This is a genomic window from Streptomyces sp. NPDC050423 (genome assembly GCF_040655445.1).
Lineage (GTDB): Bacteria > Actinomycetota > Actinomycetes > Streptomycetales > Streptomycetaceae > Streptomyces.
In genome coordinates this window covers 140,141-163,601 of record NZ_JBFAJY010000011.1, presented here as the reverse complement: position 1 = coordinate 163,601, position 23,461 = coordinate 140,141, and the positions used below count along the sequence as shown (strand labels likewise).

Below are 23,461 nucleotides of genomic sequence, written 5' to 3'. Positions count from 1 at the left end.
GCGTTCGTCCTGAGCCAGGATCAAACTCTCCGTGAATGTTTTCCCGTAATCGGGATCACACACATGAGAGCGGAACGACCAAGTCGGAATAAGACTGATCGTCCACTGCGTCCTCGCTATGTGCATTGCCTGGTAGACCCGCTAAGTGATCTGCCAGGACTTTCAAAGGAACCTCGAACCTGCCGAAGCAGGTCGGGGTATCAACATATCTGGCGTTGACTTTTGGCACGCTGTTGAGTTCTCAAGGAACGGACGCTTCCTTTGTACTCACCCGCAGAACATTCTCTGAGGCTTTCCTCCGGGCGCTTCCCTTCGGTCTTGCGTTTCCGACTCTATCAGACTCTTTCGTGTCCGATTCCCGGTCGAAGCGGGCCTCGCAATTTCCGCTTTCCAGTTCTTCGCTTTCGCGTTTCTCTTTCCGGCGAGTCCGACTCTATCAGATCCTTTCGGGCCTGATTCCCAGTCAGTGGGGCTTGCCTTCCCGGCCGTTGGGCCGTTCCGACGAGTGAGACATTAGCGGAATCCAGGGCCCCGACGCTAATCGGGGTCACGTTCCTTCGAACGTGGATTCCTCATTTCGCGAATGCGCACGCAGAGGCAGGCGACAGCTGTCGCTCGCTCGTTGTGGTTACTGCGGAATGGCTGCCCGGGGACCGACCGGGGTCGGCGCTCACGTCGGACAACTCGGAGCACATTACGGATGCGGGTCGGGCGTGTCAACCCCAGGTCCTGCCGGGGTGTGGTGGAAGGCCAGGCGGTAGTCACGGGGGCTGGTGGACAGATGGGTCGCGAAGTGCTGGCGCATGGTGATCTCGCTGCCGAAGCCGGTGCGGCGGGCGACCTCGGGGAGGGGGAGATCGGTGCGCTCCAGGAGCTTCTGAGCTGCGGCGATGCGTTGGGTGATCAGCCAGCGCAGTGGAGCGGTGCCGGTGGTGGCCTGGAAATGGCGGGCGAAGGAGCGCGGGGACATGCCCGCGCGGGCGGCGAGGCCGGCCACCGTGTGCGGTTCGGCCAGATGAGTCAGGGCGAAGGCCCGTACCGCCGCGAGGGTGTCGGCGTCGCGGTCGGTGTGCGGGGTGGGGTGCTCGATGAACTGCGCCTGGGTACCGGTGCGGAACGGGGCCGTGACCATCGAACGCGCGATCGTCGCCGCGGCCTCCGCGCCATGGGTCGTGCGGACGAGGTGGAGGCAGAGATCGATGCCCGCCGCCGTGCCCGCGGATGTCCAGAGGTTGTCGTCGTGGACGAACAGGGCGTCGGGAACGACCGTCACGCCGGGGTGGTGGGTGCGCAGGAGGTCGGTGAGGTTCCAGTGGGTGACTGCCCGCCGGCCGTCCAGGAGCCCCGCCTGGGCGAGCGTGAAGGCGCCCCCGCAGAGCGCGGCGATCGGTGTGGCGCGGGCATGGGCGTGTCGGAGCGCTTCGAGGACCGGCACGGGGGCCGGTGTCAGGTGGTCGTCGAGGCCGGGGACCACGATCAGGTCGGCGCGGGACAGCCAGGCGAGCGTGCGGTCGGGGGTCAGCGAGAGGCCGCCGCGCAGCGGGATGGGGGCCGGGGCGGCCGCCGTGCGGCGCAGGTCGAATGCCGGGACGTCCCGGTCGGTGCGGTCCACGCCCCAGACCTCCGTGATGACCGAGACGTCGAACGCGCGGATGCCGGGAAAGGACACGAGCGCGATCCGGGACGGGGCCGGGGGCGCGGTCGGTGCGGGATTCGGGGGCATGGCCATCCTGGCAGTAAAGCATCGATCGATGGCTTTGCGACCCCTGGGCCGCCGGGGTCCGGGGCGGCAGCATCGTAGCCATGGATATCGCGGAGAACGCAGCGCTGGTCGTGGTGGATGTGCAGCAGGGATTCGAGGAGGCGGAGTACTGGGGTCCGCGGAACAACCCCTCCGCGGACCGGAACATCGCCGCCCTGATCGACGCCTGGCAGTCGAGCGGGCGGCCGGTCGTGTTCGTGCGGCATGACTCGCCGAAGCCGGATTCGCCTTTGCGGGTGGGATACCCGGGGAACGACTTCAAGCCGTACGTGGAGGAGCGGCGCGGAAAGGGCGGTGGGCCCGAGCTGTTTCTGACGAAGAGCGTGAACTCGGCGTTCTACGGGACGCCCGATCTGGGGGCGTGGCTGAGCGCGGGCGGGGTGCGGCAGATCGTGGTGGCGGGGATCCAGACCAATATGTGCGCGGAGACGACGGCGCGGATGGCCGGGAACCTGGGTTACGAGGTGTTCTTCGCGTTCGATGCGACGTACACCTTCGACGGGGCCGGTCCGTGGGGATGGACGCTCGGCGCGCAGGAGCTGGCGCGGGCCACCGCCGTGACGCTGCACGGCGGTGGGTTCGCGGAGGTGGTGCGCAGTGCGGAGCTGATCGCGGCCGCCGCGCGGTAGCTCAGCCGTTGCCGGAGGCGAGCTCGCGGCTGCGGTCGCGGGCGGCTTCGAGCGCCGCGATGAGAGCGGCGCGTACCCCGTGGTTCTCCAGTTCGCGGATGGCGCTGATGGTGGTGCCGGCCGGACTGGTGACGGCCTCGCGGAGCTTGACCGGGTGTTCGCCGCTGTCCCGGAGCATCACGGCGGCGCCGATGGCGGCCTGGACGATCAGGTCGTGGGCCTGGGCGCGGGGCAGGCCCAGCAGGATGCCGGCGTCCGTCATCGCCTCGACGAGGAAGTAGAAGTACGCGGGGCCCGAGCCGGAGAGCGCGGTGGCCGCGTCCTGCTGGGACTCCGGGACGCGCAGGGTCTTGCCGACCCCGCCGAAGATCACCTCGGCGGTGGCGAGGTGGGCGCCGGTGGCGTGGCTGCCCGCGGAGATGACGGACATGCCCTCGTCGACCAGGACGGGGGTGTTCGGCATGACGCGGACGACCGGGGTTCCCTCGGTGAGGCGGTCCTCGATGAAGGCGGTCGTGATGCCGGCCGCGGCGCTGATGACCAGGCGGTCGGCGGTGACATGGGCGGAGAGCTCGTCGAGGAGGCGGCCCATGTCCTGGGGCTTGGCCGCGAGGATGAGGATGTCGGCGCGCCCGGCGGCCTCGGCGTTGCTGACGGAGTCGACCCCGTAGCGGTTGCGGAGCTCCTCGGCCCGCTCCGAGCGGCGGGTGGTGACCAGCAGGTTCGCCGGGCGCCACCCGGCCCGGATCATGCCGCTGAGCAGGGCCTCGCCGATCTTGCCGGTGCCGAGGACTGCGACTGTCTGGGTCATGCGGTTCACCCTCCGGGGGGCGCCGGCGGCTGTCGGTGCCGGCTGTTCTCGGTGCTCGTGCCCGCCATCCTCGCACCGGCCCGTCAGGCGGTGCGGCGGCGGAGGGTGGCCGCGCCGAGGGTGAGGACCAGGAGCGCGCAGCCCGCCACGATCACGATGTCGCGGATGAAGTTTCCGGTGACGTCCGTGTGGTGAAGGACCTCGTTCATTCCGTCGACGGCGTACGACATGGGCAGGACGTTCGAGATCGCTTCGAGGACGGGTGCCATCTGGTCCCGGGCGACGAACAGTCCGCAGAGCAGCAGCTGCGGGAAGATCACGGCCGGCATGAACTGGACGGCCTGGAACTCGGACGCCGCGAAGGCCGAGACGAAGAGGCCGAGCGCCGTGCCGAGCAGGGCGTCGAGCAGGGCGACCAGAAGCAGCAGCCACGGTGACCCGGTGACGTCCAGGCCGAGGACCCAGACGGAGAGGCCCGTCGCCAGGAGGGACTGGAGGACGGCGACGGCGCCGAACGCGAGGGCGTAGCCCGCGATCAGGTCGCCCTTGCCCAGCGGCATGGCGAGGAGGCGTTCGAGGGTGCCCGAGGTGCGTTCGCGCAGGGTGGCGATGGAGGTCACCAGGAACATCGTGATCAGCGGGAAGATGCCGAGCAGCGAGGCGCCGATGGAGTCGAAGGTCCTGGGGCTGCCGTCGAAGACATACCGCAGCAGCGTGATCATGACGACCGGGATCAGCAGGAGCAGCGCGATGGTGCGGGGGTCGTGGGTCAGCTGGCGCAGGACTCGGGCGGCGGTGGCGAGGGTGCGGGCCGCGCTGAGGGGTGAGGTGGCGGTGGCCGGGGTGGTGGTCGTGCTCATCGGGCGTTCTCCTGACGGGTGGCGGCCGCGTCGACCAGGTGGAGGAAGGCTTCTTCGACGGTGTCGGTGCCGGAGCCGGCACGCAGTGCCTCGGGGGTGTCGTCGGCGAGGATCTCGCCCTCACGCATCAGGAGCAGCCGGTGGCAGCGCTCGGCCTCGTCCATGACGTGGGAGGAGATGAGGAGGGTGGTGCCCCGTTCGGCGGCGAGGCTGTGGAAGAGGCTCCACAGATCGCGTCGGAGAACCGGGTCCAGACCGACGGTGGGTTCGTCCAGGACGAGGAGTTCGGGGGTGCCGAGCAGCGCCACGGCGAGGGAGACGCGGGTCTGCTGCCCGCCGGAGAGGGTGCCGGCGAGGGCGTCGCAGTGGCTGGTCAGGTCAACCTCGGTGATGGCGTGGCTGACGGCTTCGCGGCGGGCCTCCCGGTGTCGGCGGCCCGGCTGGAGGATCGCCGCGAAGTAGTCGAGGTTCTGCCGGACGGTGAGGTCCGTGTAGACGGACGGTGCCTGGGTGACGTACCCGACCCGCGGGCGGAGTGCGGGGTGGCCGGCCGACCTGCCCAGGACGTCGAGGGTGCCGGTGACCTTGGCCTGCGTACCGACGACGGCCCGCATCAGGGTGGATTTGCCGCAGCCGGAGGGGCCGAGGAGCCCGGTGATCCCGCCCCGCTCGACGGTGAAGCCGAGGCCTTTCAGGACGGTGCGGTTGCCTCGTACGACGGTGAGGCCGCGGGCCTCGATGGCGACGCCCGGAGAATTCATCATGTGATGAATTTTGTCGCGGTGGCGTCCTTCCGTCAAGGGATCCGTGGCCTCCGCGCCTCCCGGTTCGGCGGATGGTCACGCTCAGCTCGACGACGTACGTCTCCTCCGCCGTGCCGTCCGGGAAGTGCCGGGCGAGGTGCTCGCGCTCCTCGGAGAGGAAGCGCCGGGCGCGCTCGTCACCGAGGACCAGGAACGCGGAGTGGCTGCCGAGGTTGGCGAGGTGGGTGGCCGGCGGGACGCGCCGGGTCCAGGGCACGCGACGGTGTACGAACGTGAGCCCGGCCGGCAGGTCGCGTGCGGACACGGGCGAGCCGTGGACACCGGCGGTCGCCGCCGCGGGCCCGGCCTCCGCTCCGGGGGCCGGGCACCTCGGGCACCTCGGCGGCGAAGAAGGCGAGCAGCCGCGCGCCCTGTTCCGCGACCCAGGCGACATCGGGGTCGGCGACGTTCCACCACAGGGCCGGCGCACCGCCCGGCCGCAGGACGCGCATGGCCTCGGGGGCGGAGCGGGCGGAGTCGGTCCAGTGCCAGGACCGGGCGTACGTGGTCAGGTCGGCCGAGGCCGCGGCGAAGGGAAGGTGGTTGCCGTCGCCCCGTACCAGCGGGACGCCCGGCAGGGTCCTGCGCGGTTCCGCCGCCATGCCGGGGCCGGGCTCGACGGCGACGACCCGGGCGCCCCGGTCGTGGAGCCGGCGGGTCGAGATGCCGGTGCCCGCGCCGACGTCGAGGGGGCGGGCGCCTCGCAGGGGCCGGCCGGCGAGTTCCTCGACGGCGTCCAGGAGGGCATCCGGGTAGCCGGGGCGGGCCGCGCCGTACTGGGCGGCGGCGCGGTCGAACGACAGGGCGCGCGGGGGTGCCGGCGAGGACGACGGATTCGGGGTGCTTGTAGTGGCCATGTGGCCATCGCCGCCTCGGCAGCCCTGCCGGGGCGAGGCGTTTGCGGCGCCGGGGCGTTCTACTTGCGGCGGGGCTTCTTCGCCCTGGCCGTCTTGCGGGCTGCCGGATTCCCGGTCCGGGCGGAGCGCCGCTTCGCGTACCGGACCTGGGCCGCCTCGTACTCCGCGCGCCGGAGCTTCTCGCCCGGCGCCTCGGTGAGGGTACGGATGAAGTAGGCGAGCAGCCCGCCGATGAAGCCGATGGTCTTGAGGCCGCGCAGGTTGTCCTCGCGGGCAGGGTCGGCCGGGCGGCTGCTGAAGCCCTCCCAGGTCTTGCGGAAGGCGATCGCGCTGCAGACGGCGAACATCAGGACCACCAGGATGCCGACGAAACTGCCGACGTCGGCGATCTCCAGCCCCTGGTAGGCGAACCGGAGCACGAAGCAGGAGGCGGCGGCCGCGGCGAGCGATCCGACGGCGACCCCGGCGCGGCGCAGACCGTAGTTGCCGTCATGGGCGACCCAGGTCGTACCGAAGAAGCGGATGGGCTCGGGCTGCGGACCGGGGGCGGTCACGGTGGCGCCGTCGGGCGCCGTCGCGGACTCGGCGGTGCCGGGCGCGGTGTCGTCGGGGGTCTCGCTGTTCTCGCTCACGAGGTCGATTGTCCCAGGGCCGGGGCGATGGCGCTGCGACCGCTCTCACGGACGCAGCGCCGTCGCGCGTCAGCCGCAGTGGCTCCACGGGCTCGTGTACGAGTACGTACCGGCGCGCGTCTCGATCATGCCGCCCCACTTCACGCAGTGGGTGCCGGCGGCGAGCCGGACCGGGCCCGCGTACGAGGAGTACGTTCCCTGGTCCTTGGCCTGTTCCTTGCCGTCCCCGTCCACGTCGAGCCAGGCGCCGGTGGTCAGCGCTTGGCCGGCGGTGGCGGAGGCGTGGAAGGTGACGACGCAGTTGTACTTGGTGGTCGCGTTGTAGAGCAGGTAGACGCGGGCCAGTTCGACCGACGACGAGTTCCGGAACGCGTGCGAGTCGATCTGGGTGTACCCGGATCCGCAGACACCGGCCGGAGTGGCGGCGGCCGGAGCCGCACCGGCCGGGACCGCACCGAGGGCCGCGAGGGCGGCGACGGCTGAGACGGTGACCGCTGAGCGCCGTACAGAAGTACGCATACTCCCCCAATCATGATCGTGCAGGACAAGGGGGCGAGCTTACTGCGATCACCTGGTCACACGGAGTAGCTCTCGGGCCATGGCGGGACGCCCGCGGCGCTGCTCCGGGGTCCGGACATGCGTCCGGCCCCTCACGGGGAGGGGCCGGACGCGGGGTCGGTCAGCCGAGCCTGGAGACGTCGCGGACGGCGCCGCGGTCCGCGCTCGTCGCCATGGCCGCGTAGGCGCGCAGCGCCGCCGAGACCTTGCGCTCGCGGTTCTTCGGCGCGTACACACCGTTCAGCGCCTCGCGGCGGGTGGTCAGCTCGGCGTCGGGGACGAGCAGCTCGATCGAGCGGTTCGGGATGTCGATCCGGATCCGGTCGCCGTCCTCGACGAGCGCGATCGTGCCGCCCGACGCCGCCTCCGGCGAGGCGTGGCCGATGGACAGGCCCGACGTACCGCCGGAGAAGCGGCCGTCCGTGACCAGCGCGCAGCTCTTGCCGAGGCCGCGGCCCTTGAGGAACGACGTCGGGTACAGCATCTCCTGCATACCGGGGCCGCCGCGCGGGCCCTCGTAACGGATGACGACGACGTCGCCGTGCGTGATCTCCTTGCGGAGGATCTTGTCGACCGCGTCGTCCTGCGACTCGCAGACGACCGCCGGGCCCTCGAAGGTCCAGATCGACTCGTCGACGCCGGCCGTCTTCACGACGCAGCCGTCCACGGCGAGGTTCCCCTTGAGGACCGCGAGGCCGCCGTCCTTGGAGTACGCGTGCTCCAGGTCGCGGATGCAGCCGCCGGCCGCGTCCAGGTCGAGGGTCTCCCAGCGCTCGGACTGCGAGAAGGCGGTCGCGGAACGGACGCAGCCGGGGGCCGCGTGCCACATCTCGACGGCCTCCGGGGACGGCGAGCCGCCGCGGATGTCCCAGTTCTTGAGCCACTCGGCGAGTGTGTCGGAGTGCACCGAGTGCACGTCCTCGTTGAGCAGACCGGCACGGTGGAGCTCCCCGAGGATGGCGGGCATGCCGCCGGCCCGGTGCACGTCCTCCATGTAGTACGTGCCGCCGGGCGCCACGTTCGGGGCGACCTTGGAGAGGCAGGGGACCCGGCGCGAGACCTCGTTGATGTCGTCGAGGTCGTACGCCAGCTCGGCCTCCTGGGCGGCGGCCAGCAGGTGCAGGATCGTGTTGGTCGAGCCGCCCATGGCGATGTCCAGCGCCATGGCGTTGTCGAACGCGGCGCGGGTGCCGATGGCGCGCGGCAGGACCGTCTCGTCGTCCTGCTCGTAGTAGCGCTTGGTGATCTCCACGACCGTGCGGCCGGCGTCCTCGTACAGCGCCTTGCGGGCGGTGTGCGTGGCGAGGACGGAGCCGTTGCCGGGGAGCGCGAGGCCGAGGACCTCGGTCAGGCAGTTCATCGAGTTGGCGGTGAACATGCCGGAACAGCTGCCGCAGGTGGGGCAGGCGTTCTCCTCGATACGGAGCATGTCCGTGTCGGAGATGCTCTCGTCGACCGCGTCGCTGATGGCGTTGATCAGGTCGAGCTTGCGGACCGTGCCGTCGACGAGGGTGGCCTTGCCGGCCTCCATCGGGCCGCCGGAGACGAAGACCGTGGGGATGTTGAGGCGCATCGCGGCCATCAGCATGCCCGGGGTGATCTTGTCGCAGTTCGAGATGCAGATCAGCGCGTCGGCGCAGTGCGCCTCGACCATGTACTCGACGGAGTCGGCGATCAGGTCGCGGGACGGGAGGCTGTAGAGCATCCCCGCGTGGCCCATCGCGATGCCGTCGTCGACCGCGATGGTGTTGAACTCGCGGGGCACCGCGCCCGCGGCCTTGATCGCGTCGGAGACGATCCGGCCGACGGGGGCGAGGTGGGTGTGGCCGGGGACGAACTCCGTGAAGGAGTTGGCGACCGCGATGATCGGCTTGCCGATGTCCTCGCTCGCTACGCCCGAGGCCCGCATAAGGGCGCGGGCGCCCGCCATGTTGCGGCCGTGGGTGACAGTGCGGGACCTCAGCTGGGGCATCGTCTCTCGCTCCTTCGACAGAAAAGACTGATTCCGAGCGTACGCCTCCGCGCCAGGATGTGGACGGAGTGTCCGGAATCCGGGACTGGGGATCGGGGCTCCCGGGCCGGGATGGCTGCCCGGGGCTGAGCCGCGAGGCTGGACGGGGTCAGTCCTCCGCCAGGTAGCGCTGGAGGGCGGGCGCCACCATGGCGATGATCTTTTCCGGGTCCGCCGATGCCAAGGGCTCCGCCCGGATCACGTACCGCAGCACCGCGATGCCCACCATGTGCGACGCGGCCAGCTCCGCGCGGAAGGTGGCGTCGGGGACGTCCACCTGCTCCGCGATCCGGCCCAGCAGGCGCCGCAGCACGAAGGTGCGCAGGACCTTCGCCGCCGCCTCGTGGGTCATCGCCGAACGCATGATCGCCAGCAGGGGGGCCCGGGACACCGGGTTCTCCCACACCCCGATGAAGTAGCGCGCCAGCCGCTCCCCCAGGTCCTGCGTGCCGCCGCCGAGGACGTCCGCGATCTCCAGGGCGGGCTCGAAGGAGACCTCGATCGCGGCGGCGAAGACCTCGTCCTTCGTACCGAAGTAGTGGTGGACCAGTGCCGCGTCCACGCCGGCCGCCTTCGCGATGCCGCGGACCGACGTCTTGTCGTAGCCGCGCTCGGCGAACTCGGTGCGGGCGGCCTCCAGGATGCGGGTGCGGGCATCGGGGCCGGCCGTCGCCTCGGTGCGGGAGGGGCGGCCGCGGCGTCTGGGGCTCGGGCCGCCGTCACCCGCCGTCATGAGCGCGGCACCCGGGCGGAGGACGACGCGAGGTGCAGCCGGGTGAAGGCCAGCGCCTCGGCGAGGTCGGCCTCGCGTTCCGCGGTGGACATCGCCCGGCGGGTGTTGACCTCGACGACGACATGGCCGGCGAATCCGGTACGGGCCAGCCGCTCCAGCAGTTCGGCGCAGGGCTGGTCGCCCCGGCCGGGCACCAGGTGCTCGTCCTTGCCGGAACCCTTGCCGTCGGCGAGGTGGACGTGGGCCAGCCGGTCGCCCATGCGGTCGACCATGGCCATGCCGTCCGTGCGGGCGGTCGCGGTGTGCGAGAGGTCCACGGTGAAGTGCCGGTAGTCGTCGTTGGTGACGTCCCAGTCGGGGGCGTACGCGAGCATCTCCCGGTCCCGGTAGCGCCACGGGTACATGTTCTCGACGGCGAATCGCACATCGGTCTCGTCCGCCATCCGCCAGATCCCGCTGACGAAGTCACGCGCGTACTGCCGCTGCCAGCGGAACGGCGGGTGGACCACGACGGTCGACGCCCCGAGCTTCTCCGCGGCGGCCCGCGCCCGCTGGAGCTTGACCCAGGGATCGGTGGACCAGACGCGCTGGGTGATCAGCAGACAGGGGGCGTGAACGGCGAGTACCGGCACCTGGTGGTACTCCGAGAGGCGGCGCAGCGCCTCGATGTCCTGGCTGACGGGATCCGTCCAGACCATGACCTCGACGCCGTCGTACCCCAGACGCGCGGCGATCTCGAAGGCCGTCGCCGTCGACTCCGGATAGACGGAGGCCGTCGACAGGGCGACCTTCGCATCCGGGATGCGCACCACTGGTTCTGCCACGCAGCCAGCGTACGGGCCGCGGTGCGGTGCGCCGAGGGAGCCGGGCGGAAAGTGAGAAGGGCCATGGCCCTCCCGCGACCGTCCGCGGCCGCCGTCAGGCAAGGACCGCCGCTCCCTGCGCCGGCAGGTGGTCCAGGCGGCGCAGGATGACGCCCTCGCGCAGCGCCCAGGGGCAGATCTCCAGTTCCTCGACGCCCAGGAGGTCCATGGCGCCCTCCGCGACCAGGGCCCCCGCCAGCAGCTGGGCAGAGCGTCCGTCGGAGACGCCGGGCAGGCTCCCGCGCTCATCGGCGGTCATCGCGGCCAGCTTCGGCACCCACTCCTCCAGAGCCTTGCGGCTGAGGGTGCGCTGCACGTACAGCCCCTCGGTGGAGCGGGCGGCGCCCGCGATCCTGGCGAGCTGCTTGAAGGTCTTGGAGGTGGCCACGACGTGGTCGGGGCGGCCGAAGCGGGTGAACTCACCGACGCTGCGGGCGATCCTCGCCCGTACGTGCCGGCGCAACGCCTTGACCTCCGCCGGGTCCGGCGGATCGCCCGGCAGCCAGCCGGCGGTGAGCCGTCCGGCGCCGAGCGGCAGCGACACCGCGGCGTCCGGCTCCTCGTCGATGCCGTACGCGATCTCCAGCGAGCCCCCGCCGATGTCCAGGACCAGCAGCTTGCCCGCCGACCAGCCGAACCAGCGGCGGGCGGCGAGGAAGGTGAGCCGCGCCTCCTCCGAGCCGCTGAGGACGGCGAGGTCGATGCCCGTCTCGTCCCGCACCCGGGCCAGCACGGTGTCGGCGTTGCTCGCCTCCCGTACCGCGGAGGTGGCGAACGCCAGGACGTCCTCGCAGCCCTTGTCCTCGGCGGCCTGGGCCGCGTCGGCGATCGTCGCCACCAGCCGGTCCACGCCGAGCGGGCCGATCGCGCCGCCCTCGTCGAGGAGCTCGGCCAGGCGCAGCTCCGCCTTGTGCGAGTGCGCGGGCAGCGGGCGGGCGCCGGGGTGCGCGTCCACCACCAGCAGATGAACCGTGTTCGACCCCACGTCGAGGACTCCGAGTCTCATATGACGAACGCTACTGCGGTGGCCGGTTCGGACCGACCGGCGCATGGGGGTGGAAGAAGGAGCGGGGCCGGGTGCGTGCGGCTGCGAGACGGAGGACCGGGGCAACGCGGAGCGTTGTCGACTGACGACAACGCCGCAGGTGCGCGCACCCAGCCCCGCGACGCCACCCCCATGCGCCGGTCGGTCTTACTCTGGGCGCGTGCCAAAGACGAAAAAGGCGAAGCCGGACAAAGTCACGAAGAAGCAGAAAACGAAGCAGGAGATGCGGCAGCCGGAGACAGAGGGACCCAACGGGTCCGACGAGACAGGGATCGACTTCGCGCGGGCGTGGGTGGAGTTCCCGGACCCCGCCGACGACGAGCAGGTCTTCCGCTGCGACCTGACCTGGCTGACGTCCAGGTGGAGCTGCATCTTCGGCAGCGGCTGCCAGGGCATTCAGGCGGGTCGCGCGGACGACGGGTGCTGCACGCTGGGCGCCCATTTCTCGGACGACGACGACGAGAAGCGGGTGGCCGGTCATGTCGCCCGGCTGACCCCGGACCTGTGGCAGTTCCACGATGTGGGTACGGAGTCGGGCTGGGTCCAGACCGACGACGACGGGGAGCGCCAGACCCGGCGCTGGGAGGGTTCGTGCATCTTCCAGAACCGGCCCGGCTTCGCGGCGGGGGCCGGCTGCTCGCTGCACATCCTGGCGCTGCGGGAGGGCAAGGAGCCGCTGGAGACCAAGCCGGACGTGTGCTGGCAGCTGCCGGTCCGCCGTACGTACGACTGGATCGACCGGCCCGACGACACCCGGGTGCTCCAGGTGACGATCGGTGAGTACGACCGCAGGGGCTGGGGTCCCGGCGGTCATGACCTGCACTGGTGGTGCACCTCGGCGACGTCCGCGCACGGGGCCGGGGAGCCGGTGTACGTGTCCTACCGCCCCGAGCTGACCGAGCTGATGGGCAAGGAGGGGTACGACCGGCTGGCCGGGCTGTGCGAGGAGCGGCTCTCCTCGCTGCTGCCGATGGCCCCGCACCCGGCCGATCCGGCGTAGTCCCGGGGCGTCCCGGCAGGCGGTGGCGGGTTGGCGGGTGGCGCCTCAGTTCGCCGGTGGCGGGACGCTCGGGCTCTTTCCCGGGCCGGTCGGGGCCGACGGGCCGGGTGACTGGCCCGGCCCGCCCGGGTCCGTCGGTGTCGTGCTGGGGTCCGTCGGATCGGGTGTCGGGTCGGTCGGGTCCGGTGTCGGTTCCGTGGGGTCCGGTGAGGACGACGGCGGGTCCGACGGAGCGGGCGGGCGCGGATGGAGCGAGCCGCCCGGCCGCGAGGGCTGCGAGGGATGCGGTCTGCCGCCCGACGGACGCCTACTGCCGTCCCCGTGGATCGCGACGACCGATCCCGCCGGGGCGAGGACGACCCGTGCGGTCCAGCGCGAGGCCGGTTCGCGCCCGTGGTCGACGAGGACGCGGATCGTGACGCTGCCGCCCGCGGCGAGCTTCCCGGACGAGCTGCTGAGGCGCAGCCAGGACGCGGGGGTCCGGGCCGACCAGGCGACCGGGCCGGCGTCCGTCGCCGTCAGGGTGATCATCGTGGTGGCGCCGGAGAGACGCGCCTCGACGGTGAGCCCGCCGGCCCGGTGCCCCCCGGTGTCCGGGCCCGACTCCGTGTCCACGCTGATGACCTCGGCCGAGACGTCCGGGAGGCCGTCGTCGTCGGTGAAGCGGGGGCCGGACTCGGGGGTGGCGTTGCCCGCGTTCTCGTAGCGGTCGTACGGGTCGCCGCCGCGGCTCCCGTCCATGTCGGTCGCGGTGACCGAGGACCCGTCGTGCCCCTCGCCGGTGAGCGGTGCGCCGCGGTAGGCGGACCACAGGGCGATCACCGGGGCGGCGACGACCGTGGCGACCACCGTCGTCGTCATGACCCTCGACCGCAGCCGGTCCCGGCGCGCGGCGTGGTCCTTGGGGTCCATCGGGAAGCCCGCGCGGTCGAACCGCGGAGTGGCGGACCGATTCTTCTGATGCTTCTGGGCGTGGATCATGGCCACGTACGCGGACGGGCGCGGCGCCTCGACGACCGCCAGCGCGCCGGCCGGGGTGACGGCCGCACCGGGCCAGGGGCCCTCGGCACCGGCCCGCTCGGCGGCGTGGCGGCAGCGTGGGCAGTCGTCCACGTGCCGTACGAGTTCGCGGCGCAGGGTGGCGGAGAGCAGCACGCGCCGGTCGCCGGTGAGCCTGCCCGCCGTGGGGCAGCCGCCCGACTCGACGACGGCGAGCGCGGCCCTGGTCCGCTCCACCTCGCAGGCGGCCGCGGCCAGGAGTTCCCTGGCGGCAGCGGCCTCCAGACCGAGGACGGCGGCGACCGCGACCGGGGTGAGCCGGTGGCGTACCGCGAGCTCCAGCGCCTCTCGCTGTTCGGGGGTGGTGCCCGCGGCCTCGGGCCAGGCCAGCTGGGCGAGCTCGCGGCGGTGCGCCTCGGCGGCCGCGGGGGTCTCCGGGACGGTGGCGGACTGGGACATCGCGGAGCGGGGCGGTGCGGCGGGGGTCCTGGGCGCGTGCGCGGCCACGGAAGGTGGGGGCGTACGCCGTCCTGCGCGCACTCCCTGCACGGCCGGGGCGGGGGCGCGGTGGCTCTCCGGCGCCGACTTCCCGCGCGCCCGCCGCTTGTCGTGCTGGCGGTGGGCCCGGCGGCCCTGCTTCCGCTCGGTGAGCCTGCGCAGGCACGTCCACCTGGCCAGCGCGTACAGCCAGGTTTTACGTTCCTCCTCGTCCGTGGGACACCGTCCGCCCTGCCGTTCGGCCAGCGCGAGCACACCGCCGAGCGCGTCGGTGGCGGCGTCGTGGTCGCAGAGCACGGAGAGGCAGTAGGTGAACAGGCCGTCGAGATGCTGCTCGTAACGGGCAGGCGGCTTCTTCGGTGAGGAGTGGGGCGCACGGTGCTGCGTCCGGTGCGCGCCGGGGGTGCTCGCGGGTGTCTCCAGCCTGCTGCTCGTCACCTTGCGACCGTAGGCAGGACGGGGCATGGCCCTGACGCCCCTTGAGTAGATTTAACCCTTACGGGTGAACGTATCCCTTGAAAGCGGACGGGACCGGACAGGATTCCGCGATTCCACGGCGGGAAGGGGCGTGCGCTCCCCCCGGCGGCACCGCGCCGGACAGGACTGTCCGAGGTCACCTATACGGTGGCGCCATGGCTGCCCGTACGAAATCCGCGAAGGACCGGCCGTCCTACCGCTGCACGGAATGCGGCTGGACGACCGCCAAGTGGCTCGGCCGCTGCTTCGAGTGCCAGGCGTGGGGGACGGTCGAGGAGTTCGGCGGCGCCCCCGCGGTACGGACGACGGCGGCCGGCCGCGTCTCCACCGCCGCCCTCCCCATCGGCCAGGTCGACAGCCGGCAGGCCACCGCCCGCTCGACCGGTGTCGGCGAGCTGGACCGGGTGCTGGGCGGCGGGCTGGTGCCCGGTGCCGTCGTGCTGCTGGCGGGCGAGCCGGGCGTGGGCAAGTCCACGCTGCTGCTGGACGTGGCGGCCAAGGCGGCGAGCGAAGAGCACCGCACGCTCTACGTCACCGCGGAGGAGTCCGCGAGCCAGGTCCGGATGCGCGCCGACCGGATCCGGGCGATCAACGACCACCTGTACCTGGCCGCCGAGACCGACCTGTCCGCGGTCCTCGGCCATCTGGACGCGGTCAAGCCGTCCCTGCTGGTCCTGGACTCCGTGCAGACCGTGGCCTCGCCCGAGATCGAGGGCGCGCCCGGCGGCATGGCGCAGGTCCGCGAGGTCGCCGGGGCGCTCATCCGCGCTTCCAAGGAGCGCGGCATGTCGACCCTGCTGGTCGGCCACGTCACCAAGGACGGGGCGATCGCCGGGCCCCGGCTGCTGGAGCACCTCGTCGATGTGGTGCTGTCCTTCGAGGGGGACCGCCATGCCCGGCTCCGGCTCGTGCGCGGCGTGAAGAACCGGTACGGGGCGACCGACGAGGTCGGCTGCTTCGAGCTCCACGACGAGGGCATCACCGGCCTCGCCGATCCGTCCGGGCTCTTCCTCACCCGCCGCGACGAACCCGTGCCCGGCACCTGCCTGACCGTCACCCTTGAGGGCAAGCGCCCCCTGGTCGCCGAGGTGCAGGCGCTCACGGTCGACTCCCAGATCCCTTCACCCCGGCGCACCACCTCGGGTCTCGAAACGTCCCGGGTGTCGATGATGCTGGCCGTACTGGAGCAGCGCGGCCGGATCAGCTCGCTGGGCAAGCGGGACATCTACAGCGCCACGGTCGGCGGCGTGAAGCTCACCGAGCCCGCCGCGGACCTCGCGATCGCGCTGGCCCTGGCCAGTGCGGCGAGTGACACACCGCTGCCCAAGAATCTTGTGGCGATCGGCGAGGTGGGGCTCGCGGGCGAGGTCAGAAGGGTCACCGGGGTCCAGCGCAGACTGGCCGAGGCGCACCGTCTGGGCTTTACGCACGCACTGGTTCCGACCGATCCGGGGAAGGTCCCGGCCGGTATGAAAGTCACGGAAGTCGCCAACATGGGCGACGCGCTGAGAGTGCTCCCTCGCCGGTCTCGTGCACAGGCCCCACAGGAGGACGGCGCACGCCGGTAGACTTTGCCCTGGTCTCGCCCGTCCGTACGAACGGTATGAGGGACGTGGGGTGTTCCCTCCGGATCAGACCTGATCCGGACGAGAGGCCCAAAGGGCACCGCAAACCTGTGACCGGAGGAGTGCAGTGGCAGCCAGCGACCGGGCAGCATCGCCCGGAAAGTCCGGCCAAGGCACCGGTAACGAGGCGCTGATGCGCGCCTCGTTGACCGCCGTCGCGCCCGGAATGGCCCTGCGGGACGGCCTGGAGCGCATTCTCCGTGGCAACACCGGCGGGCTGATCGTGCTCGGCATGGACAAGACCGTCGAGTCGATGTGCACCGGCGGCTTCGTGCTGGACGTGGAATTCACCGCGACCCGGCTGCGCGAGCTGGCGAAGCTCGACGGGGCGTTGATCCTCGACAAGGACATGACCAAGATCCTGCGGGCCGGCGTGCAGCTGGTCCCGGACGCCTCCATCCCCACCGAGGAGACCGGCACCCGCCACCGCACGGCGGACCGGGTCTCCAGGCAGTGCAGTTTCCCGGTGGTCTCGGTCTCGCAGTCGATGCACCTCATCGCGCTGTACGTGCACGGGCAGCGCCGGGTCCTGGAGGAGTCGGCCGCGATCCTCTCCCGCGCCAACCAGGCACTCGCCACGCTGGAGCGGTACAAGCTCCGGCTCGACGAGGTCGCGGGCACGCTCTCCGCCCTGGAGATCGAGGACCTGGTGACCGTCCGGGACGTGACCGCCGTCGCGCAGCGTCTTGAGATGGTGCGCCGGATCGCGACCGAGATCGCCGAGTACGTGGTGGAGCTGGGGACCGACGGCCGGCTCCTCTCGCTCCAGCTCGACGAGTTGATCGCGGGCGTGGAGCCGGAGCGCGAGCTGGTCGTGCGCGACTACGTGCCGGAGCCGACCGCGAAGCGGTCGCGCACGGTGGCGGAGGCGCTCACCGAGCTGGACGCGCTGTCCCACACCGAGCTGCTGGAACTCGCCGTCGTCGCACGGGCGCTGGGTTACAGCGGCTCCCCCGAGACACTGGATTCGGCGGTCTCGCCGCGGGGCTTCCGGCTGCTGGCGAAGGTGCCGCGGCTGCCCGGGGCGATCATCGACCGGCTCGTGGAGCACTTCGGCGGTCTGCAGAAGCTGCTCGCGGCGAGTGTGGACGATCTCCAGACGGTGGACGGGGTCGGGGAGGCGCGGGCGCGCAGTGTGCGCGAGGGCCTGTCGCGGCTGGCCGAGTCGTCGATCCTCGAACGGTACGTGTAGCCCCCGCGGGCCGCGCGGGTGCGGCCCCCGCGGCCGGGGCGCCCTTCGGGGGCGCGCGCGGGGGCGTTCGGTGCCGGGTCAGTCCTTCGCGAGGACGAACGAGGCGCGCTGCACGGGCTCGCCCGGCGCCTTGGCCTCGACCAGGTACGTACCGGGACCGGCGCTCCCCGGCGGCGGCGTGGCGCACTTCGGGGCGCTCTTCGCGCGGTTCCACTCCACGGTGTGCACGACGGTGGCGCCCGCCGGGACCTTCAGCAGCACGGCGGCCGCGTTGCGCGGGCAGTCCTTGGAGGACCACACCTCTTCGTCGTCGCCACCGGCCTCGGTGACGGTGAGCACCGCGTTCTTCGGGCCGAAGTCGACCTTGCAGGCGGTGGAGGACGTGTTCTTGGCGACCAGCCGGAACTTCGGCTTCTCGCCGGGTGCGTAGCTGACCTCGCTCTTCAGGGTCAACTGCAGTGCGCCGGGTGTGCAGTCGGGGACCGAGGAGCCGGCCGGGAGCTGCTGTCCGGCGGTCCCGCCGCTGCCGCCGGCGCCGCCCGGACCGCCGCCGGTGCCACCGCCCGAACCGGAACCGGCCTTGCCGGAGCCGTCGTTGCCGGAGCCGTCGTTGCCGCCGCCCGAGCCGCCGGAACCCGCGTCCGAGCCGCCGCCGCCGCTGCTGCTGTCGCCTCCGCCGGAGTCATCCGACTCGTCGCGCCCGCCGGGCTGTCCGCTGATGACCGGGCCGGAAACCGAGGGTCCCGGCGTGATCGCGTCGGTGGGACCGGAGCCCGAAGCCTTGGAGTCGTCGTGGTTCCCCTTGCCGCCACGGGAGGTGACGGCCCATACGACCAGCAACGCGAGCAGCGCGATCAGCGTCGCCGCTACTGCCCTCCGTCGCCAGTAAATGGTGGAGGGAAGCGGCCCGATCGGATTACGCAGAGATCCCACGGCGCAAACTGTACGAGAGATCGGCCCCAACTCCCGCCCCACCCGCCGCCCTGATCCTCAAGTTTTGCGGATCATCATCCCGGGGCGGCCCGTTCGCGCTCCCGCGGTCCACGGGACGGCCGGCGCGACGATCGCCCAACGTGATCACGGGGGTTGGATACCTACCCTCCGTCACCTGGTTGTTCACATCTGAACGGAAAACTGGACCAAAAGCTGATCGGGAAGCTGGACAGGAAGCTGATCGGAACCGGGGCGGGAACCGGGGCGGGAACCGGAACGAGAATCTGCATGGCCGTGCGGAAGGCGGGCCGCCGGACCCGATGCGGCCAGTTGCCGCAACCGGGCCCCTGAGGGAGTGCGGCCACTTGCCGGACCGGAGGTCCGGTCGCACGGGGACAGACGGGTGGCACTATCACTCCAAGGGCTCTTATGAGGGGCGACACCCCCGTGCCCCGGTCCGTCGTCTGCCCTTCCGTGCCAGGATCGGACGTGCGATGACTGCCACGACAACGACACAGACGACGCCCCCCGCCTCCCTCCACACTCCCGTCATCGGGTGGTTCGACCAGCACGCCCGCGATCTGCCCTGGCGCCGCCCCGAAGCGGGCGCCTGGGGCGTGATGGTGAGCGAGTTCATGCTGCAGCAGACCCCCGTCAACCGGGTGCTCCCCATCTACGAACAGTGGCTGGCCCGCTGGCCGCGCCCCGCCGACCTCGCCGCCGACCCTCCCGGCGAGGCGGTCCGCGCCTGGGGCCGGCTCGGATACCCCCGGCGCGCGCTGCGGCTGCACGGGGCCGCCCAGGCAATAACGGAACGACACGGCGGCGACGTACCGAGCGAGCACGCCCAGCTGCTCGCGCTGCCCGGGATCGGTGAGTACACGGCGGCGGCCGTGGCCTCGTTCGCCTACCGGCAGCGGCACGCCGTCCTCGACACGAACGTCCGCCGGGTCTTCGCACGGGCCGCGACCGGCATCCAGTACCCGCCGAACGCGACCACCGCCGCCGAGCGCAAGCTCGCCCGCGCGCTGCTGCCCGACGAGGACGAACGGGCGGCGCGGTGGGCCGCCGCGACGATGGAGCTCGGAGCCCTCGTCTGCACCGCGAAGAACGAGGACTGCACGCGCTGCCCGATCGCGGAGCAGTGCGCCTGGCGGCTGGCCGGGAAGCCCGCGCACCAGGGGCCCCCGCGCCGCGGCCAGACCTACGCCGGTACGGACCGGCAGGTGCGCGGCAGGCTGCTCGCCGTCCTGCGCGAGTCGGTGGCACCGGTAGCGCAGTCGGCGCTGGACGCCGTCTGGGAGGAACCGGTGCAGCGGGCCCGTGCGCTGGACGGCCTGGTCGCCGACGGCCTCGTCGAACCGCTGGCGGGCGGCCAGTACCGGCTGCCGCTGACCTGACGGCCGGGCGGGACATCCCCGCCCGGCCGGGGTGCGAACCCGTTCCGCACCCCGAAGGGGCCTCTTTGCCCCACTCCTCCTGTGCTGTTACACAACCGATGGGCAGCCGTGCGTCGGCGTATGGCTGCTCCGCACAGCCCCGTGACAACCGCTCCGTAGCGTCACCGACGTCAGCCCGACGACCAAGCGGCTGGCAGCGGTACCACGGGGTTCCACGGGGACGGAGGCGGTTGTTATGGCGCAGGGCGAGGTGCTCGGATTCGAGGAGTACGTGCGTACCCGGCAGGAGGCGCTGCTGCGCAGCGCACGCCGGCTGGTCCCCGACCCCGTGGACGCGCAGGACCTGCTGCAGACCGCGCTGGCCCGCACCTACCGCCGCTGGGACGGCATCGCCGACAAGTCCCTCGCCGACGCCTATCTGCGCCGCGTCATGATCAACACCCGGACCGAGTGGTGGCGGGCCCGCAAGCTGGACGAGGTCCCCACCGAGCAGCTCCCCGACGCCAGCATCGAGGACGGCACCGAGCAGCGTGCCGACCGCGCCCTGCTGATGGACGTCCTGGGCGTGCTGGCTCCCAAACAGCGCAGCGTCGTCGTGCTGCGACACTGGGAGCAGATGAGCACGGAGGAGACCGCGGCGGCGCTCGGCATGTCGGCCGGTACGGTGAAGAGCACGCTGCACCGTGCCCTGGCGAGGCTGCGCCAGGAGCTGGAGAGCAGGGAAGAGGCGGGCCGTGAGGCCCGGATCCGCGAGGACCGGGAGCACAGTCCGGCCGTCCGTGCCGCGGCGGCTCCGGTGCGGCCCCGGACACGGGCCGGGGCGCCGGGGATCGGGCGTCATGACGAGCGGGGGCGGGAGCGGTGCGCGGCCTGACAGGCAGCGGTGACGGCGGCGACGGAAGCAGCGGCGCGGTCACCGGCGGGGGAAGCGGCAACGGGACCGGTGCCGGAGGCAGACGGTTCCCGGCCGGATGGGCGGCGAGCAGTACGGCTCTGGCCGGGCTCGCCGTCATCGGGCTGTTCGCCGTCAGCTGCTCCACCGGCGGCACCGGCACGCGCGACGAGGGCCCGGCGGGCACCCAGCCGGTCGCCCGGATCACGCCGACCGCCACGACGCCGTCCAGGGCCAAGCCGACCCCCAAGGTCGACGCCGTGGCCCTGCTCAAGGCGGATCCGAAGGTGAGCGAACGGGTCCGGACTGATCTGAAGCCCTGCACCGGTGACGAGTACCCGGTGGACACCTCGTACGGGAAGCTGACCGGCGGCCCCGCGGCCGACGTGGTCGTGAACGTGATGACCTGCGGTGACTCGGTGGGCGTCGGCACCTATGTGTACCGGTCCCGCGACGGCGCGTACGAGAACGTGTTCGCCACCGAGCAGCCGGCGGTCTACGGGACCATCGACCGCGGTGATCTGGTGGTGACGACACAGGTCTACGGGAAGAAGGACTCGGTCGCCTATCCCTCCGGCGAGGAAGTGATCACGTACCACTGGGCGAACACCCGGTTCAGTGAGCAGGACCGGGTGCACAACGACTTCAACCGAGCCGTCGGCGCCGGGGAGGGGGACTTCCCGGAGCCCACGGAACCGACGAAGAACTGAGAGCTTTCCGATGGCCGAGACCCATGTCCTGTTCGTCGAGGACGACGATGTCATCCGCGAGGCCACCCAGCTGGCGCTGGAGCGGGACGGCTTCGTGGTCACCGCGATGCCCGACGGACTCCGGGGCCTCGACGCGTTCCGGGCCGACCGGCCCGACATCGCCCTGCTCGACGTGATGGTGCCCGGCCTCGACGGGGTGAGCCTGTGCCGCCGCATCCGGGACGAGTCGACGGTTCCCGTGATCATGCTGTCGGCCCGTGCCGATTCGATCGACGTGGTGCTCGGCCTGGAGGCGGGGGCCGACGACTACGTCACCAAGCCGTTCGACGGCGCGGTGCTGGTGGCCCGGATCCGCGCCGTGCTGCGCCGCTTCGGCCACGCCTCGGGCGGCGGTCCGGGCGGCGGCGCCGGGGCGGAGGACGAACCGGAGGGCGGGGTGCTGGTCTTCGGTGACCTGGAGATCGACACCGAGGGCATGGAAGTGCGCAGGGCCGGCGAGCAGGTGGGCCTGACCCCGACCGAGATGCGGCTGCTGCTGGAGTTCTCGTCCGCGCCCGGCACGGTGCTCTCCCGCGACAAGCTGCTGGAGCGGGTCTGGGACTACGGCTGGGGCGGTGACACCCGGGTCGTGGACGTCCATGTGCAGCGGCTGCGTACGAAGATCGGCCAGGACCGGATCGAGACGGTCCGCGGCTTCGGCTACAAGCTCAGGGCATGAGGCGGCCGTCCCTGCGGACGAGTGTCCGCTGGAAGATCAGCATCGCGATCGCGGCGGTCGGCGCCCTGATCGCGGTCGCGCTGAGCCTGGTCGTGCACAACGCGGCCAGGGTCTCGATGCTGGAGAACGCCCGCGAGGTCCAGCTGGAGCGGCTGACCTACGCCCAGCTGCTCTACGAGGCGACGAAGACGAAGAAGGCCGACCCCCGCTTCGGCGCGAAGCTCAACGATCCGACGATGCCGAAGAGCCTGCGCCAGGAGACCCGGAAGAACCGGCGTGCCACACATGTGGAGGACGGCGGCGGGGTGCCGGACGTCTGGGCGGCGGTACCACTGCCCAATGGCGACGTGCTCTCGCTGCACACCCGTTTCGCCGACCGCTCCACCACGATCATCGGCGATCTCGACCGGGCCCTGATCATCGGATCGGTCTCGGTGGTCTTCGGCGGCTGCGCGCTGGGGGTGCTGATCGGCGGCCAGCTGTCGCGCCGGCTGCGCAAGGCGGCGGCCGCGGCCGGGAGGGTCGCGCAGGGCAATACGGAGGTCCGGGTCAGGGATGCCGTCGGGGGCGTCGTGCGGGACGAGACCGATGAGCTGGCCGGTGCGGTGGACGCCCTGACGGACGCGCTGAACGAGCGGATCGAGGCCGAGCGCAGGGTCACCGCGGACATCGCGCACGAGCTGCGCACCCCGGTGACGGGGCTGCTGACGGCGGCGGAGCTGCTGCCGCCGGGCCGCCCCACGGAGCTCGTACGGGACCGGGCGCAGGCGATGCGCACGCTGGTCGAGGACGTACTGGAGGTGGCCCGGCTGGACAGCGCGTCCGAGCGGGCCGAACTGCAGGAGGTCGCGCTGGGCGACTTCGTGAGCCGCCGGATCGCGCTGCTGGACCCGCAGGTGCGGGTCCAGGTGGTCCACGAGTCGTGGGTCAGCACCGATCCGCGCCGGCTGGAGCGCATCCTGGGCAATCTGCTGGGCAACGCCGCCAAGCACGGCTCCACCCCGGTGGAGGTCACGGTCGAGGGCCGGGTGGTACGGATCCGCGACCACGGTGCGGGCTTCCCGGCGGCGCTGCTGCGTGAGGGCCCGAGCCGGTTCCGTACCGGGAGCACCGACCGGGCGGGCCACGGTCACGGCCTCGGGCTGACGATCGCGGCCGGTCAGGCGCGGGTGCTCGGCGCCCGGCTGACCTTCCGCAACGCCGCCCCCGAGGGCGCGGCCGAGGGCACCGGCGGGGCGATCGCCGTGCTGTGGCTGCCCGAGCACGCGCCGACCGACACCGGCAGTTACCCGATGCTCCAGCTGGCCGAGCAGCGCAACCCCGAGCCGAACGGCAAGGCGGCCGCCGACAGCGGCACCCGGGCGAACGGCGAGCGGCCGGACCGCTGAGCCGGCCGGACGCGGCAGCGAGGAGGCCCCGAGGCGTGCGCCCCGGGGCCTCCTCGTACCGTGCG

General features: G+C 72.1%; 21 protein-coding genes and 1 pseudogene. 9 read left to right on the top strand and 13 right to left on the bottom strand.

All coding sequences use genetic code 11. The features are described 5' to 3' along the window. Window positions 1-694: 694 nt before the first annotated feature. Window positions 695-1,729: a helix-turn-helix domain-containing protein gene (locus AB0I52_RS11490; RefSeq protein ID WP_363071247.1), complete on the bottom strand. Its 1,035-nt coding sequence runs from the start codon at window positions 1,727-1,729 to the stop codon at window positions 695-697. Between the two features lie 74 nt (window positions 1,730-1,803). Between AB0I52_RS11490 and AB0I52_RS11485 the strand changes: the two genes are divergently transcribed. Beyond that, window positions 1,804-2,391 carry a cysteine hydrolase family protein gene (locus AB0I52_RS11485; RefSeq protein ID WP_363071245.1) on the top strand — a complete coding sequence of 196 codons (588 nt, stop codon included), beginning with the start codon at window positions 1,804-1,806 and terminating at the stop codon, window positions 2,389-2,391. 1 nt (window position 2,392) lies between these two features. On the opposite strand, the gene proC is transcribed toward AB0I52_RS11485, so the two are convergent. The 10 genes and pseudogenes from proC to AB0I52_RS11435 form a co-directional block, all read right to left on the bottom strand. Beyond that, window positions 2,393-3,202, bottom strand: coding sequence for a pyrroline-5-carboxylate reductase (proC, locus tag AB0I52_RS11480; protein WP_363071243.1), 810 nt, complete (start codon window positions 3,200-3,202; stop codon window positions 2,393-2,395). 83 nt (window positions 3,203-3,285) lie between these two features. Next, window positions 3,286-4,062 carry an ABC transporter permease gene (locus tag AB0I52_RS11475; protein ID WP_363071241.1) on the bottom strand — a complete coding sequence of 259 codons (777 nt, stop codon included), beginning with the start codon at window positions 4,060-4,062 and terminating at the stop codon, window positions 3,286-3,288. Then, the gene (locus AB0I52_RS11470) at window positions 4,059-4,826 is read right to left on the bottom strand and encodes an ABC transporter ATP-binding protein (RefSeq protein ID WP_363071239.1); all 768 of its coding nucleotides are present in this window, start codon (window positions 4,824-4,826) and stop codon (window positions 4,059-4,061) included. Before AB0I52_RS11470 ends, AB0I52_RS11475 begins: the two co-directional genes overlap by 4 nt. Before the next feature lie 70 nt (window positions 4,827-4,896). Beyond that, a pseudogene (locus AB0I52_RS11465) lies at window positions 4,897-5,722 on the bottom strand (class I SAM-dependent methyltransferase); the annotation flags it as partial. 59 nt (window positions 5,723-5,781) lie between these two features. Next, complete coding sequence (locus AB0I52_RS11460) at window positions 5,782-6,354, bottom strand: hypothetical protein (RefSeq protein ID WP_363071237.1); 573 nt, start codon at window positions 6,352-6,354, stop codon at window positions 5,782-5,784. A gap of 69 nt (window positions 6,355-6,423) precedes the next feature. After that, window positions 6,424-6,873, bottom strand: coding sequence for an acetyltransferase (locus AB0I52_RS11455; RefSeq protein ID WP_363071235.1), 450 nt, complete (start codon window positions 6,871-6,873; stop codon window positions 6,424-6,426). Between the two features lie 160 nt (window positions 6,874-7,033). Next, the gene (gene ilvD, locus AB0I52_RS11450; protein WP_363071233.1) at window positions 7,034-8,884 is read right to left on the bottom strand and encodes a dihydroxy-acid dehydratase; all 1,851 of its coding nucleotides are present in this window, start codon (window positions 8,882-8,884) and stop codon (window positions 7,034-7,036) included. 148 nt (window positions 8,885-9,032) lie between these two features. Further along, on the bottom strand, window positions 9,033-9,656 hold the full coding sequence (locus tag AB0I52_RS11445; RefSeq protein ID WP_363071231.1) for a TetR family transcriptional regulator: 624 nt from the start codon (window positions 9,654-9,656) through the stop codon (window positions 9,033-9,035). Then, a complete protein-coding gene (locus tag AB0I52_RS11440) occupies window positions 9,653-10,480 on the bottom strand; it encodes a sugar phosphate isomerase/epimerase (RefSeq protein WP_363071229.1) in 828 nt (275 codons plus the stop codon). Before AB0I52_RS11440 ends, AB0I52_RS11445 begins: the two co-directional genes overlap by 4 nt. Window positions 10,481-10,574: 94 nt before the next feature. Continuing rightward, window positions 10,575-11,525 carry a Ppx/GppA phosphatase family protein gene (locus AB0I52_RS11435; RefSeq protein WP_363071227.1) on the bottom strand — a complete coding sequence of 317 codons (951 nt, stop codon included), beginning with the start codon at window positions 11,523-11,525 and terminating at the stop codon, window positions 10,575-10,577. A 199-nt stretch (window positions 11,526-11,724) separates the two neighbouring features. Here AB0I52_RS11435 and AB0I52_RS11430 point away from each other — a divergent pair, with 199 nt between their 5' ends. Then, window positions 11,725-12,564: a hypothetical protein gene (locus tag AB0I52_RS11430; RefSeq protein ID WP_363071225.1), complete on the top strand. Its 840-nt coding sequence runs from the start codon at window positions 11,725-11,727 to the stop codon at window positions 12,562-12,564. Between the two features lie 45 nt (window positions 12,565-12,609). Here AB0I52_RS11430 and AB0I52_RS11425 read toward each other — a convergent pair whose 3' ends face one another. Next, the gene (locus tag AB0I52_RS11425) at window positions 12,610-14,499 is read right to left on the bottom strand and encodes a hypothetical protein (protein WP_363071224.1); all 1,890 of its coding nucleotides are present in this window, start codon (window positions 14,497-14,499) and stop codon (window positions 12,610-12,612) included. A 194-nt stretch (window positions 14,500-14,693) separates the two neighbouring features. On the opposite strand from AB0I52_RS11425, the gene radA reads away from it, so the two are divergent. Both radA and disA read left to right on the top strand, forming a co-directional pair. After that, window positions 14,694-16,106: a DNA repair protein RadA gene (gene radA, locus AB0I52_RS11420; RefSeq protein ID WP_362966434.1), complete on the top strand. Its 1,413-nt coding sequence runs from the start codon at window positions 14,694-14,696 to the stop codon at window positions 16,104-16,106. 124 nt (window positions 16,107-16,230) lie between these two features. After that, window positions 16,231-17,355 (top strand): DNA integrity scanning diadenylate cyclase DisA, encoded by a 1,125-nt coding sequence (disA, locus tag AB0I52_RS11415; RefSeq protein ID WP_363071222.1) that lies wholly within the window; start codon window positions 16,231-16,233, stop codon window positions 17,353-17,355. A gap of 78 nt (window positions 17,356-17,433) precedes the next feature. Here the strand turns inward: disA and AB0I52_RS11410 are convergent, their stop codons facing one another. Continuing rightward, window positions 17,434-18,246, bottom strand: coding sequence for a hypothetical protein (locus AB0I52_RS11410; RefSeq protein ID WP_363071265.1), 813 nt, complete (start codon window positions 18,244-18,246; stop codon window positions 17,434-17,436). Between the two features lie 536 nt (window positions 18,247-18,782). On the opposite strand from AB0I52_RS11410, the gene AB0I52_RS11405 reads away from it, so the two are divergent. From AB0I52_RS11405 to cseC, 5 genes are all read left to right on the top strand, one after another. Continuing rightward, on the top strand, window positions 18,783-19,688 hold the full coding sequence (locus AB0I52_RS11405) for an A/G-specific adenine glycosylase (protein WP_363071220.1): 906 nt from the start codon (window positions 18,783-18,785) through the stop codon (window positions 19,686-19,688). Between the two features lie 235 nt (window positions 19,689-19,923). After that, the gene (locus tag AB0I52_RS11400; protein WP_363071218.1) at window positions 19,924-20,562 is read left to right on the top strand and encodes a SigE family RNA polymerase sigma factor; all 639 of its coding nucleotides are present in this window, start codon (window positions 19,924-19,926) and stop codon (window positions 20,560-20,562) included. After that, on the top strand, window positions 20,550-21,290 hold the full coding sequence (locus AB0I52_RS11395) for a hypothetical protein (protein WP_363071216.1): 741 nt from the start codon (window positions 20,550-20,552) through the stop codon (window positions 21,288-21,290). The genes AB0I52_RS11400 and AB0I52_RS11395 overlap by 13 nt, the downstream gene beginning before the upstream one ends. 10 nt (window positions 21,291-21,300) lie before the next feature. Beyond that, window positions 21,301-22,008, top strand: coding sequence for a two-component system response regulator CseB (gene cseB, locus AB0I52_RS11390; protein WP_363071214.1), 708 nt, complete (start codon window positions 21,301-21,303; stop codon window positions 22,006-22,008). Beyond that, window positions 22,005-23,396, top strand: coding sequence for a two-component system sensor histidine kinase CseC (cseC, locus tag AB0I52_RS11385; RefSeq protein ID WP_363071212.1), 1,392 nt, complete (start codon window positions 22,005-22,007; stop codon window positions 23,394-23,396). The genes cseB and cseC overlap by 4 nt, the downstream gene beginning before the upstream one ends. The last annotated feature ends 65 nt before the right edge of the window (window positions 23,397-23,461 follow it).

Bases quoted from the DNA above. Each gene is read 5' to 3' on its own strand.
- AB0I52_RS11475 (WP_363071241.1), bottom strand. From the start codon at position 4,062: ATGAGCACGACCACCACCCCGGCCACCGCCACCTCACCCCTCAGCGCG.
- AB0I52_RS11445 (WP_363071231.1), bottom strand. From the start codon at position 9,656: ATGACGGCGGGTGACGGCGGCCCGAGCCCCAGACGCCGCGGCCGCCCC.
- AB0I52_RS11470 (WP_363071239.1), bottom strand. From the start codon at position 4,826: ATGATGAATTCTCCGGGCGTCGCCATCGAGGCCCGCGGCCTCACCGTC.
- AB0I52_RS11405 (WP_363071220.1), top strand. From the start codon at position 18,783: ATGACTGCCACGACAACGACACAGACGACGCCCCCCGCCTCCCTCCAC.
- AB0I52_RS11490 (WP_363071247.1), bottom strand. From the start codon at position 1,729: ATGGCCATGCCCCCGAATCCCGCACCGACCGCGCCCCCGGCCCCGTCC.
- AB0I52_RS11435 (WP_363071227.1), bottom strand. From the start codon at position 11,525: ATGAGACTCGGAGTCCTCGACGTGGGGTCGAACACGGTTCATCTGCTG.
- AB0I52_RS11455 (WP_363071235.1), bottom strand. From the start codon at position 6,873: ATGCGTACTTCTGTACGGCGCTCAGCGGTCACCGTCTCAGCCGTCGCC.
- cseB (WP_363071214.1), top strand. From the start codon at position 21,301: ATGGCCGAGACCCATGTCCTGTTCGTCGAGGACGACGATGTCATCCGC.
- radA (WP_362966434.1), top strand. From the start codon at position 14,694: ATGGCTGCCCGTACGAAATCCGCGAAGGACCGGCCGTCCTACCGCTGC.
- AB0I52_RS11400 (WP_363071218.1), top strand. From the start codon at position 19,924: ATGGCGCAGGGCGAGGTGCTCGGATTCGAGGAGTACGTGCGTACCCGG.
- cseC (WP_363071212.1), top strand. From the start codon at position 22,005: ATGAGGCGGCCGTCCCTGCGGACGAGTGTCCGCTGGAAGATCAGCATC.
- AB0I52_RS11485 (WP_363071245.1), top strand. From the start codon at position 1,804: ATGGATATCGCGGAGAACGCAGCGCTGGTCGTGGTGGATGTGCAGCAG.
- ilvD (WP_363071233.1), bottom strand. From the start codon at position 8,884: ATGCCCCAGCTGAGGTCCCGCACTGTCACCCACGGCCGCAACATGGCG.
- proC (WP_363071243.1), bottom strand. From the start codon at position 3,202: ATGACCCAGACAGTCGCAGTCCTCGGCACCGGCAAGATCGGCGAGGCC.